General features: G+C 70.1%; 11 protein-coding genes. 6 read left to right on the forward strand and 5 right to left on the reverse strand.

Annotated elements, in window-relative coordinates; genetic code table 11:
• The first annotated feature begins 25 nt into the window (after positions 1-25).
• Positions 26-1,228, forward strand: coding sequence for a 5-(carboxyamino)imidazole ribonucleotide synthase (locus LY41_RS21120; RefSeq protein ID WP_253865938.1), 1,203 nt, complete (start codon positions 26-28; stop codon positions 1,226-1,228).
• A gap of 136 nt (positions 1,229-1,364) precedes the next feature.
• Complete coding sequence (purE, locus tag LY41_RS21125) at positions 1,365-1,865, forward strand: 5-(carboxyamino)imidazole ribonucleotide mutase (protein ID WP_253865939.1); 501 nt, start codon at positions 1,365-1,367, stop codon at positions 1,863-1,865.
• Positions 1,866-2,108: 243 nt separating this feature from the next.
• On the opposite strand, the gene LY41_RS21130 is transcribed toward purE, so the two are convergent.
• Positions 2,109-2,990: a LysR family transcriptional regulator gene (locus tag LY41_RS21130; protein WP_253865940.1), complete on the reverse strand. Its 882-nt coding sequence runs from the start codon at positions 2,988-2,990 to the stop codon at positions 2,109-2,111.
• 195 nt (positions 2,991-3,185) lie between these two features.
• Between LY41_RS21130 and LY41_RS21135 the strand changes: the two genes are divergently transcribed.
• The gene (locus LY41_RS21135; protein WP_253865941.1) at positions 3,186-4,355 is read left to right on the forward strand and encodes an acyl-CoA dehydrogenase family protein; all 1,170 of its coding nucleotides are present in this window, start codon (positions 3,186-3,188) and stop codon (positions 4,353-4,355) included.
• A 420-nt stretch (positions 4,356-4,775) separates the two neighbouring features.
• Positions 4,776-5,357, forward strand: a complete 582-nt coding sequence (locus LY41_RS21140) for a hypothetical protein (RefSeq protein WP_253865942.1) — start codon at positions 4,776-4,778, stop codon at positions 5,355-5,357.
• Between the two features lie 14 nt (positions 5,358-5,371).
• On the opposite strand, the gene LY41_RS21145 is transcribed toward LY41_RS21140, so the two are convergent.
• Positions 5,372-5,881: a GNAT family N-acetyltransferase gene (locus LY41_RS21145; protein WP_253866141.1), complete on the reverse strand. Its 510-nt coding sequence runs from the start codon at positions 5,879-5,881 to the stop codon at positions 5,372-5,374.
• A gap of 868 nt (positions 5,882-6,749) precedes the next feature.
• Between LY41_RS21145 and LY41_RS21150 the strand changes: the two genes are divergently transcribed.
• Positions 6,750-7,178, forward strand: coding sequence for a DoxX family protein (locus LY41_RS21150; protein ID WP_253865943.1), 429 nt, complete (start codon positions 6,750-6,752; stop codon positions 7,176-7,178).
• On the opposite strand, the gene LY41_RS21155 is transcribed toward LY41_RS21150, so the two are convergent.
• The 3 genes from LY41_RS21155 to LY41_RS21165 are packed head-to-tail and all read right to left on the reverse strand — an operon-like array spanning position 7,171 to position 11,424.
• Positions 7,171-7,872 carry a TIGR03089 family protein gene (locus LY41_RS21155; protein WP_253865944.1) on the reverse strand — a complete coding sequence of 234 codons (702 nt, stop codon included), beginning with the start codon at positions 7,870-7,872 and terminating at the stop codon, positions 7,171-7,173. The two genes, LY41_RS21150 and LY41_RS21155, sit on opposite strands and share 8 nt — an antisense overlap.
• Before the next feature lie 26 nt (positions 7,873-7,898).
• Positions 7,899-9,707: an LCP family protein gene (locus tag LY41_RS21160; protein ID WP_308292289.1), complete on the reverse strand. Its 1,809-nt coding sequence runs from the start codon at positions 9,705-9,707 to the stop codon at positions 7,899-7,901.
• 46 nt (positions 9,708-9,753) lie between these two features.
• Positions 9,754-11,424: an LCP family protein gene (locus LY41_RS21165; protein WP_253865945.1), complete on the reverse strand. Its 1,671-nt coding sequence runs from the start codon at positions 11,422-11,424 to the stop codon at positions 9,754-9,756.
• 192 nt (positions 11,425-11,616) lie between these two features.
• Here LY41_RS21165 and rfbB point away from each other — a divergent pair, with 192 nt between their 5' ends.
• Positions 11,617-12,591, forward strand: a complete 975-nt coding sequence (rfbB, locus tag LY41_RS21170; protein ID WP_253865946.1) for a dTDP-glucose 4,6-dehydratase — start codon at positions 11,617-11,619, stop codon at positions 12,589-12,591.
• Positions 12,592-12,602 lie beyond the last annotated feature (11 nt).

A 12,602-nucleotide genomic window follows, 5' to 3' on the forward strand; every position in this document is an offset into this window, starting at 1 on the left:
CGGGCCCGCTTAAGCTGAGCCCGCTATGGATACGAGTACCGGACTTCCCGTCGTCGGCATGGTCGGTGGCGGTCAGCTCGCCAGGATGACGCACCAGGCCGCGATCGCGCTCGGCCAGTCGTTGCGGGTGCTGGCCGTCGGTGAGGGCGAGGCGGCCGGTCTCGTCACCGCCGCCGTCGCCCACGGCCATCACACGGACCTCGACGCGCTGCGCACCTTCGCGCGCGGAACGGACGTGCTGACGTTCGACCACGAGCACGTGCCCGGCGAGCACCTGCGGACCCTCGTCGACGAGGGCGTCGTCGTCCGCCCGGGGCCGGGGGCGCTGGCGTATGCACAGAACAAGCTCCTCATGCGTGAACGGATGGCCTCACTCGGCCTGCCGAACCCGGCGTTCGTCGAGGTCACGCAGGCCTCCGATGCCGTGACGTTCGGCGAGGACCACGGCTGGCCGGTGGTCCTCAAGGCCGCGACCGGCGGCTACGACGGCAAGGGCGTGTGGCAGCTCGGCTCCGCCGACGAGGCGCGCGTACTGGTGCCCGAGCTCCTCGACGCGGGCGTGTCGCTGCTGCTCGAGGAACGGGTTCCGATGGTCAGGGAGCTGTCGGCGCTGGTCGCGCGGTCGCCGTTCGGGCAGGGTGCGGCGTGGCCGGTGGTCGAGACCGTGCAGTCCGAGGGCATCAACACCGAGGTCCTCGCACCCGCGCCGGGACTGTCCGAGGAACGGATGCAGCAGGCGCAGGACCTGGCACTGCGCATCGCCGAGGAACTCGACGTCGCCGGAGTGATGGCCGTCGAGCTGTTCGAGACGTCGCCGGGCGGGGGGAACTCCGATTCCGGCCTGGTGATCAACGAGCTGGCGATGCGCCCGCACAACTCCGGGCACTGGACGATGGACGGCAGCCGCACGTCGCAGTTCGAACAGCACCTGCGCGCGGTCCTCGACTATCCCCTCGGCACGACGGACCCGTTGTCGCCGACCGTCATGGCCAACGTGCTCGGCGCGCCCGAGACACCGACGATGAGCGTGGACGAGCGCCTGCACCACCTGTACGCGCGGTATCCCGACGTCAAGGTGCACCTGTACGGCAAGGGTGAACGTCCGGGGCGCAAGCTGGGACACGTCAACGTGCTCGGCCCGGTCGACGAGACGACGCGGGCCAAGGCGCGGATGGCGGCGCACTGGCTGTCGGCCGCCGAATGGCCGGACGGCTACAGCATTCATTGAGGCACCGGACCGGACTCCGGGGTCGGGCTCCGCCGGGGGTCCGGAATCGGCGGGGCTCCGGGCTCTGAGGTTCGGGCTTCGGGGTCTGGGTCCGGACGGAGTCACCGGGCACGACGAAACTCGTGGGAGGCAGGACGTGAGTACACCGGACGTCGGCGTGATCATGGGCAGCGATTCGGACTGGCCGACGCTCGAAGCGGCCGGGCAGGCGCTCGACGAGTTCGACGTCGGCTACGAGGTCGGCGTGTACTCGGCACACCGGACACCGCAGCGGATGCTCGACTACGCGCGCGAGGCCGCGGGGCGCGGGCTCAAGGTGATCATCGCGGGCGCGGGCGGTGCGGCGCATCTGCCCGGCATGGTGGCGTCGGCGACGCCGTTGCCGGTGATCGGCGTGCCCGTGCCGCTCAAGCACCTCGACGGGCTCGATTCGCTGCTGTCGATCGTGCAGATGCCCGCGGGTGTGCCGGTGGCGACGGTGTCGGTCGGCGGCGCCCGCAACGCCGGCCTGCTGGCCGTGCGCATGCTCGCGGCGGGCGACCCTGCGCTGCAGCAGCGGATGACGGAGTTCCAGGCCGACCTCGAACGGCTCGTCCACGACAAGGACGCGGCCCTGCGCGCCAAGCTCGCCGACTGACCGCCACCGCCCGCCCGCGTGTCCTGCATTCAGACGCGCGTGCCCCGCTGTGAGTGCCCCCAAGGTGCCCCGAAGGGCACCTTGGGGGCACTCAACGCCCCTGATCCTCCCTTGATCATGGTGCAGGATCGGCCGTCGCGTCACGCTGCATCGACCACGGGCACCGTCACGCCGCAGCATCGTCACGCCGCAGCACCGGCACGCCCTGCGACGGCACGCCCGCACCGTCACGCCCCGCGCCGGTCACGGACCCGCGACGGACCTCAGCACCTGGAGGGCACGTACGGCTGCGGGGTGGTCGGCGACGGTCTTCTTGACCGACACCGCGATGTGGCGCATCGGTTGCGGGGAGGAGAGCCGCACCGTCGTCAGCCCGGGAGGCAGGTCGCCGACGCCCAGCCGGGGAACCACGGTGATGCCGATTCCGGTGGCGACGAACGGGATCGCGGTCTGGTAGTCGTGCGTCTCGACGGCGAACTGCGGGGAGAACCCGGCCTCCGCGCACGCGTCCAACAGCACTCTCCGGCACGCGCCGCGCTGCAGGTCGTTGTCGATCCAGCGCCTGCCTGCGAGTTCGGCGAGCGGTACCTCGTCGCGGGCCGCCAGCGAATCGGTGTGCCGGACGACGGCGAGGAACGGATCGTCGACGAGCGGGTGGACGTCGGCGTGCGGGGCGTGCTCGATACCGGGTGCGTCGACGAACAGGTCGATGTCCGGCAGTTCGAGGCCGTCGCGCTGTTCGGTCATGCGCAGGTCGAGCCGGAGCTCGGGGAACTCGGTCTGCAGTGCGGCCGCGACCGGGGGAAGCCAGGTGGCGCCCGCCGAGGCGAAGTAGCCGATCGAGAGACTGCCGACGCGGCCCGCGCGCAGGTCGTCGACGACGCCGTCCAGCGCCGACAGCGCACTGAAGACCTGCTCCGCCTCGCCGGCGAGCGTGCGGCCCGCCGACGTCGGTTCGATACCCCTGCCGATCCGGTCGAACAGCCGGAGCCCGGTGTCGCGTTGCAGCGCGGCGAGCTGCTGACTGACCGCCGACGGCGTGTACCCCAGTGAGGCGGCGGTCGCGCGGACGGATCCGGTCGCGATGACCGCCCGGAGCAGGCGCAGTTTCGCAACATCGAGCATGTCGCAACTGTATTTCGGCACTGAACATTCTGTCAGGAGTATTCGGCTGAACTGTTGCTTTCACCTCGTACGCACTGACTTCTACGCGCGAGTAACATCAGGCAGGGTCGATACTGCGGTCAACGACACAGGCAGTCGGCGTGAACGACGGCTAACATCGGTGCGGCAACCGACGTAGCAGGCTTCGGACGAAAGGTGACGCAGGTGAGCGAGGGCCCAGGCCTCTACCAGCTGGCGGAGGAGCACGAGGAACTGCGCGCGGCCGTGCGGGCGTTGGCCGAGAAGGAGGTCGCTCCCCACGCCGCGGAGGTGGACGAGCAGGCGCGGTATCCGACGGAGGCGTTCGGCGCGCTCAACAAGGCCGGTTTCAACGCGGTGCACATCCCCGAGGCCTACGACGGCCAGGGCGCGGACGCCGTCGCGGCGTGCATCGTCATCGAGGAGGTCTCGCGCGTCGACGCGTCGGCCGGTCTCATCCCGGCGGTGAACAAGCTGGGTACCCAGCCGATCATCCTGGCGGCCTCGGACGAGCTGAAGAAGCAGGTCCTGCCGGACATCGCGGCGGGCAAGAGCGCCTCCTACGGCCTGTCCGAGCGCGAGGCCGGTTCCGACACCGCGGCCATGCGGATGCGCGCGAAGCAGGACGGTGACGACTGGGTGCTCAACGGCACCAAGTGCTGGATCTCCAACGCGGGCGAGTCGACCTGGTACACGGTCATGGCCGTCAGCAACCCGGATGCGGCCAAGCCGTCGCAGGGCATCTCGGCGTTCGCGGTACGCGCCGACGACCCCGGATTCTCGGTGGGGCCGAAGGAGAAGAAACTCGGCATCAAGGGTTCGCCGACGCGGGAGATCTATTTCGAGGACTGCCGCATCCCGGGGGACCGCATCATCGGCGAGCCGGGCACGGGCCTGAAGACCGCGCTCATGACGCTGGAGCACACGCGACCGACGATCGGTGCGCAGGCGCTCGGCATCGCGCAGGGTGCGCTCGACGCGACGGTCGACTACGTCAAGGAACGCAAGCAGTTCGGTCAGGCCATCGGCGAGTTCCAGGGCGTGCAGTTCATGCTCGCCGACATGGGCATGAAGGTCGAAACGGCACGCCACATGGTGTACGCGTCGGCCGCGGCCAGCGAACGCGGTGACGAGCGGGCCTCGTTCATGGCATCGGCGGCGAAGAAGTATGCCTCCGACATCGCGATGGAGGTCACGACCGACGCCGTGCAGCTGTTCGGCGGCGCGGGCTACACGTCCGACTTCCCGGTGGAGCGCATGATGCGCGACGCCAAGATCACCCAGATCTACGAGGGCACGAACCAGATCCAGCAGCTGGTGATGGCGCGGAGCCTGCTGAAGGGCTGAGAAGCAGACGGACAGTGCCGCCGGGGCCGCCGGGAACCGACGTCCCCGGCGGCCCCGGCAGCCCCGGCCGTGTTGCGGCTCCCGGGGCGCGTGTCGCGCCTTCCGGGGACCGTGTTGCAGTTTCCGGGGCCCGTGTTGCGTCTTCCGGGGACCGTGTTGCGCCCTCCCGTCACCCGCCCGTCGCCCCTCATTGACGCGCTGACGCGCTGACGCGCTGACGCGCTGACGCGCTGACGCGCTGACGCGCTGACGCGCTGACGCGCGACTGACCTCTCGCGTGTTCTGCACTCGGCACCGCGTGTTCTGCCCTACGGCCACGGCGCCGGGGCCCGCTCGCAGGTACGGCGTTTTCACGCCGAGGCGCGGGTTCGCGACGGGGCCTCGCACCGGGCCGGAGCACGTCTGTCACAGTGCCGACGTATGGACCCCGAAGCATCCGCCGACTCCGCCGGGGCGACCGAGCCGACCGGTGCGATCGGTGCCGGAACCCGCAGGTCGCCGTACTACGGCCTGGCCATCGCGGCCGCGTGTGCGATGCCGGTGCTGGCCGTACTGCTGCGCGTGCCGATCGCGCAGGGGCTGTGGGCGCTGGGCGGTGGCACCGTTCGCGGGCTGATCGTCGTCATCGGCGTCCTGGCTGCGGCGACCCTGCCGATGGTGTACGGCATCCACCGGCTCGCGGCGCGATTCGGTGCGCAGTGGTGGCTGCTCGGCATGATTCCCGCGGCGATCGGCAGCGCGCTCGTGCTGCTGGTGCCCGAGCGAACGCATGTCGAGGACGTGGTGCGCGACCTGCAGATCGGGCCGTCGGCGGGCGTGGCGAACGCGCTGCTGCCGACGTGTCTCGTCGTCGTCGCGGTCGTGTTCGTGTCCGCGGCGTACGTGTTCGGCGTCCTGCGGGGTGACCGCGACACCCCGCGCGGCGGCTGGCGCACCCTCGGCATCGTCCACGTGCTCGTGTGGGTCCTGATCACCGCGGGGCTGGCGATACTCGTCGGCTGAGCGCCGCCGCACGCCTACGTGAGTTCGCCTTCGAGGAGGCTCATCAGGACCGTGTCGTACCAGCAACCGTCGCGGCGGAACGCATCGCGGCCCCGGCCGTCGGTGCGAAAGCCGACCTTCTGATACGACCGGATGGCCGCGTCGTTGTCGGCCACGACCCACAGCCGGATCGAGTGCAGTCGCATCGTGTCGAAGCCGTAGCGGCAGATCGTGCGCACGGTGTCGGTGCCGTAGCCGTGACCGCGATAGCGCTCCTCGCCGAGGTAGACGTCCAGCTCGGCGAGCGCGGTCTCGGGTGTCGCATCGCGGAGCGCCACTGTTCCGATCAGCGTGCGGTCGGCGAGGGTCTCCACCGCGAACACCGCTGACGAGTACGAATTGACCGGCCGCTCGGTGAAGCGGTTGCGGATCTGCGCCAGCGATTCGTCGTAGTCGTGTGCGAGCCACCGGGTGACGGCTGGGTCGCGATGCCAACGCCAGTACGTGTCCGCGTCCTCGGGTTCGATCGGCCGCAGTGTTTCGATCGGCCGCGTGTGACGAGGTCGCCAGTGATCATCCCCGACATTCTGCGGCAGCCCTCGAACCGGTGGAAGTGCGTCCACGTGGTCGTGTCGGCGCTGCTCACCACGGGACCGGCGATCACGGTGGTCCGTCGGCCGACGAGTACGCACGCCGGTCCTCGGTTCCGGCTTCCGGTCGCGGCCGAATGCAGTACACGCGAGAAGGTGCAGTCGCGCGTCGACGAGGGGAGCCGGTCGGGCGACGGGGGTGCGCGCAGGACACGCGTGTTTGAACGCAGAACACGTGGTGCCGAGTGCAGGACACGTGGTGCCGGAACGGTACCGGCGCGGCAGGGGCGTCAATCCGTCGACGATCCGTCGGCGCGCGAGGCGCACGCGGTGGTTGACAGCGAGGTCCTGGCTGGGCCGTGGCGGGATGGTGGCGCGGCTCCGGTGCGAAGATCAGCGCATGTCCGTATCCCGAGTCGAATCGCTGACCACCAGGCGATGCACCCGAGTCGCTGGTGACACGGTGCCGCCGGCCGGCACCAGCGCGGCCTCGGCCTTACGGCACGACGCTGCGGCTTCCCCGGGGGCTGCAACACGGGCCCTGGAAAACGCAACACGGGCTCCGGAACCCGCAACACGGGCCCCGGAAAACGCAACACGGCGGGCTTCGGGTGGCGAGGGGCCAACCGGGTTTTACATCGTGCCTGCCACAATGGTTGAAGGTTCAACATCAAGTCACGGATTCAACGACGCCATGACTTCGACACAGCCATGACCTCGATAAGTCATGGCCGCGGTGAGCCGTGAACTCGACAAGCATGGACGCGCGCGGCTGTGCGGTCGGCCGACCGACAGTCGTTCGAACAACCGGCGGAGGCCAAGTATGTACGCACGTATCCAGGACGTTGCGGCGCTGATCGGGCGCATCGCGGTCGGTGTCGTGTTCCTCGCCCACGGGCTCGACAAGTGGAACGCCGGCATCGACGGGACGGCCCAGATGTTCGAGGCCGTCGGCATTCCGCTGCCCACCGTCGCGGCGGTCTTCGTCATCGCCGTCGAGGTCATCGGCGCGATCATGTTCATCGTCGGCTTCGCGACGCCGTTGGTCGGTATCGGCTTCGCGATCGTCGGGCTCGGCGCGACGTTCGCCGTCCACCTCGACGCCGGGCTCACCGGCGACGGCGGTTACGAACTCGTCCTCCTGCTCGCCCTCGCCGGTCTCGCGTTGGGCTTCAACAGCGGCAGGCTGGCACTCGACCAGGTGCTCGTCGGTCGTCGCCGCAGCAGCAAGGAGGCCGAACCGGTCAGCTGAGGTCGACGGTCGCCGCCTCGGCGGCGCGGTGCGCATCCAACTTGGCCGGGCTGGACACCTGCACCACGTGCGCACCCGCCGCCAGCGGCGCGACCAGAGCATCGACGACGCCGCCGGGCAACGTCCACGGGCGCGTGGACAGCACCCGGTCGCCCGCCCCGATGCCGAGTTCGGCTGCGCGCGTCGCGGCGGTGGCCAGTACCTCGTCGACCGTCGACCCGAGCAGCGCAGGCGTGTCACCGGGTACGGGGATCAGTGGCGTGAAGTCGTCACCCGCGGTGCGCGCATCCGACAGGTAGTCGAACGCACTGTCCGGCGCCCCCTGCGGTCCGAGGCCGCGGCCGAGCGGGTCGAGCGCGACGACGGCCGTGTCGTCGGCGGCCCCGGTCGCACCGTCCGGTCCGGTGAACGCGACCCGCGCACCGTCGGCGCCGGCGACCACGTGCCCGCCGCACCACCACGTGCCCAGCAGCACGCCCGCCGTCTGCCAGTGCGCGGGCAGGTCGACGGCCACCGGGTCGCCCGGCTCGACGTCGAACTCCTCGACCAGCCAGTTCGCCGTCTTCGCCGCCCAGTTGGCCAGCGTCGCCACGGACAATTCCACGCGGCTGCCCGCGGCGTCGTCGTAGTGCGTCACCGCCGGACGCGCGGACGAGGACAGCAACGGGCGCAGCAGCTGATCGGTGAGATTCACGCCCGCGATTCTCCCCTGCCGGGGCGTCAGTTGACGCAGGGGACCTGGCTGGGTGTCTGGCCGGGAGCACGGCGGGGTGCGTCAGTGCCGGCGCCACCGGGTGCCGCACCGCCACCGGGTGCCGCACCGCCACCGGGTGCCGCACCGCCACCGGCGAGCGCACCGCCACCGGGCGCCGCACCGCCACCGGCGAGGCCACCGCCGTCGGCCGGGGCCGCACCGCCGCCACCGGCGGTGTTCGTCGTGGCAGGGGCTGCACCGCCACCGCCGCCGGACGGGTCGTCGCCGGTCTCTCCGCGTTGCCCGCGCACCAGGCCGCGGACGAACGAGCGCACCTGCTGCAGATCGACGGTCACGATGCTCTGGCCGTCGTCGCTGCGGGCGGTGATGTCGGTGACCGGGATCGTCTCGAAGTCCAGCCCGTCGCCGAGCAGGTCCTTGGCCTGTTGCGCGAACCCGAGCACGTCGAGGTCCGGGTCGAGTACGAGCGAACGGCGGACCGTGTCGATGAGGTTCGACAACTTCTCCGGATCCGTGAGCGTGCCCGTCGACATCGCTTTGTCCAGCGCCGACGACAGGAACGTGTGCTGCCGGACGATCCGGTCGAGGTCGCCGTTGGGGAGGTTCTTGCGCTGCCGGACGAACGAGAGCGCCTCACCACCGGTCACGGTCTGGACCCCGGCCTCGAAGTCGGCGCCCGAGTCCTTGTCCTTCGTCGGCGCGTTCAGGCACACCTCGACGCCGCCGATCGATTCGGTGAGCAGGTAGAACCCGAGAAGATTGATCTCGGCGTAGTGGTCGATGTGGATCTGCGTGAAGTCCTGCAGCGTGCGCACCAGGGCGCGCCTGCCCGACTGGTTCGAGTCCCGCTCGAGTTGTGCCCGGTCGGTGACCCCCTCGGCCTGCAGCCGCTGCCACTCGTCGCTCTTCGCCTGACCGTAGGCCGAGTTGACCTTGTCCTTGTCGCCGTTCGGCACGTCGACCCATGTGTCCCGCGGAACGGACACGCCGACCGGGTCGCCGCCGTCCTTCGGGATCCGCAGGATGATCATCGTGTCGGTCCTGATGCCGCTCGTGCTCTCCGTGCGCAACGCCTTGAGCACCGAGAGCGGCAGCGGGTTGCCCTGCATGTCCGTGCGGGAGTCGGCGCCCACCAGCAGGATGTCCGTCGCGCCGTCGTCCTTCGGGGGTGGCGGCGGAGCTTCCTCGTCGCCGTTCGACTCGTAGTGCCAGTCGTCGAGCGCATCCGTGGTCTGGATCGCATCGTGGAGCTGGTCGAGCTGCGCGTACGCGTAGCCGGTGATGCCGAGGGCGATCACCGACAGCAGCGCGACGAACGTGCGCCCCGCCGCCCGGCCGGTGCGGCGGAGCCCGCTCCGGCGAGACGCCCCGGCAGGGGTCCCGGTCGGGGAGGCTGCGGGAGGTGCTGCCGACGTCGTGGCCGCCGCGCTCGACGCAGTGGTCGTGGCGTGGGACGCAGTGGTCGTGGTGTCGGGTGCTCCGGCTGTGGCGTGGGGCTCGGTGGCCGCGGCCGACGTGCGTCGATGCGGCGTGGGCCGCGGTGTGCCGCTCTGCGACTCCGCGGCGTGCTCCTCGTCGTCGATGCCGTTTCCGGTGGGATCGTCGCCGGCTTCGGAGCCGTCGTCGGCAGTGCCGTCGTCGTAGGCAGTGCCGTCATCGTCGGTGCCGTCGGCGCCGACTGCCCCGGTGCCGGCACCCGGCTCCGCGTCGCTGTCCTCGGAGTCCCGGTCTGCTGTGGAGCCCTGTTCTGCTGCGGGGCTCTGTTCTGCTGCGGGGCCCCGGCGCTCGGCGTCCCACTCCTCGCGCTCGTCCACGCGGCCCCTCCCCATCCGGCGTGTGCTGCTCAGGCCTGCCGTAAGCCTAGTTCACGCACGGGATGTCACCGGCGGTGATGGGGTCGGACGGGTCATCGGATTCGTCCGATTGCACCTGTGCCGGTTGGAGCGACCGTTGCAGGCCCGCCCGATCGGCTACGGAGGGTCCGGGCAGCGACGCCGGTGCCACCGATCCGGGGGTGTCCATGCCGCCTGCCGGTTCGTCCGGGATGAATCCGGGGTCGACGTGCACCTCGAGCCTGCCCGCGGGCAGTGCCGGGGCCTCCTCGATGCCGACGTCGGGGCCGAGCAGTGCTGCGACGGCCTCCGCGGCGCCGGCCTCGCCCGGAGCGTGACGGACCAGCGGTTCGGCCACACTATCGACAATGGCTGCACCTTCGCCCTGGAAGCCGTTGTCCCGCAACAGCGACCGCACGGACTCGCCGTGTGCCGGATCCGCCGATCCGCTGTAGACGTCCACGGTGTACTCGCCGGTGTCCACATCGGGCGTTGCGGTGTCGTCGTGCCCCTCGTCGCCGACGATCTCGTCGATGAACGAGCGCACCTCGTCGACGTCGATCTCCAATGCCGAGGCGTCGCCGAATCTCGCGTTGCCCTCCACCGGAATGGTGCGGAACTCGATGTTGCCACCCGACATGTTCCGCATCTGAGTGGCGAACTGCATCAGGTCCCAGCCCTCCGACAGCACGACCGACGACTGCACCGCCTCGACGACCTCGCCGATCTTGCCCGGGTCGAACAGCACGTCCGACGACAGCATCTTCCGCGCCAGGCCGGACAGGAACGCCTGCTGGCGCGCGATCCGGTCCAGGTCGTTGCCGGGCAGGTCGTAGCGCTGCCGTACGAACGACAACGCATCAGCGCCCTTCAACGTGTGCCTGCCCGCACTGAGGTCGAGGCCGGACCGCTCCTCCTCGACGTCGTTGTTCAAGCACACCTCCACGCCGCCGAGTGCCGAGGTGATCTCGTAGAAGCTGGCGAGGTTGACCTCCGCATAGCGGTCGATCATGCCCGGCCGATCGATGAGCTTCTCGACGGACGCGATCAGGTTCTTCCGGCCGGTGACCTGCGCACGGTCCTCGATCTCCTCCTGGTCGAGCTCGCCGCGGGCGTGCAGCTGCTTCGACGTATAGGTGTAGGCACGGCCGAACGCGCTGTTGAGCTTGTGTGTGCCGTACTCGTTGGCGAGGTCGACCCAGGCGTCGCGGGGGAACGAGATCGCCGAGGCGCCCCGTCCGTCCTGCGGGATGTGCACCAGGATCATCGTGTCGGTTTGGCGCTGGCCGTCGGCGTCGCCCGCGTGCAGTTTGTCGAGGACTTCGCGGGGCAGCGGGTTGCCGTGGGCGTCGGTGCGGCTGTCCTGGCCGACGAGGAGGATGTCGATCGCACCGTCCATGGGCGCGGCGCCGGCCCGGTCGTCGCCGAAGACGTCGGTGGTCGACAGGCCCGAGTTGACGTCGCCGATGAACTGCCAGCCGTACCACGACACGACCATGACCATCGCCGACACGAGCGCGACGACGCTCTTGCCGCCTCGCCTCGTCCACGTGGCCGCGCTGCGCCGCCGCGCGGCGTTCGTGTGTGCACGCGACGGACCGTCGTCGCGATGGCCGTCCTGCCGCCGGCGGCGTCTCCTCCGCTGACTGCGCCGTCGGCGGGAGCCGACCACGACCGCTGTCCCCGGCCAGTCGGTCACCTGTAGCTCCTCCCGGATCGCTGCCTCTTCTCACCCTACTGATCGGTGTGTGTAACGCTTGTTCGGCCGCGAAGCTGTTGTCACCTTGTTGTCGATTTCCCTTCTTCGGAGGGTGCGAATCGCCCGGATGCGGAGTACGGAGCGGTGGTGCGGGCGGGCACGTCCGCACCGGTCACGGGTACGGGAGGACACATGCGGGTGCTGGTCACGGGCGGCGCCGGGTTCATCGGGTCGCACTTCGTCCGGCAGACGCTCGGCGATGCGTATGCGGAGCTGGCCGGCGCCGAGGTCGTCGTGCTGGACAAGCTGACCTACGCCGGTAACCAGGCCAATCTGGATCCCGTCGCCGACAGCCCGCGGCTGCGGTTCGTGCGCGGCGACATCTGTGACGCCGGTGTGGTCACCGACGCCATGCGTGGTGTGGACCTCGTCGTGCACTTCGCGGCCGAGTCGCATGTGGATCGTTCGATCGCCGGATCGGCCGACTTCGTGCTCACCAACGTGGCCGGCACGCAGACCCTGCTGCAGGCGGCGCTCGAGGCCGGTGTCGGCCGGTTCGTGCACGTCTCGACCGACGAGGTGTACGGCTCGATCGAGGCCGGATCGTGGCCGGAGGATCACCCGGTGCAGCCGAACTCGCCGTACTCGGCGTCCAAGGCCTCGTCCGACCTGCTCGCCCGTTCGTTCCACCGCACCTACGACCTCGACGTGTGCATCACACGGTGTTCGAACAACTACGGGCCGTATCAGTTCCCGGAGAAGGTCGTCCCGCTGTTCGTGACGAACCTGCTCGACGGCAAGCAGGTGCCGCTGTACGGCGACGGCCTGAACGTGCGCGACTGGCTGCACATCGACGACCACTGTCACGGCATCGCTCTCGTCGCCGCGTCGGGACGGGCCGGCGAGATCTACAACATCGGCGGTGGCACCGAGCTGACCAACCGGGAGCTGACCGAACGCCTGCTCACAGCCGTCGGCGTCGGGTGGGAGAGGGTGCAGCCCGTCGAGGACCGTAAGGGTCACGACCGCCGGTATTCGGTCGACATCTCCAAGATCAGTACCGAACTGGGTTATCGTCCCCGGATCGATTTCGAGACCGGACTCGCCGACACGGTGCGGTGGTATGCCGAGAACCGTGCGTGGTGGGAGCCGCTGAAGAACCGGTGACGCGCCGGCGT

Source organism: Prauserella halophila, from assembly GCF_024171895.1.
Lineage (GTDB): Bacteria > Actinomycetota > Actinomycetes > Mycobacteriales > Pseudonocardiaceae > Prauserella > Prauserella halophila.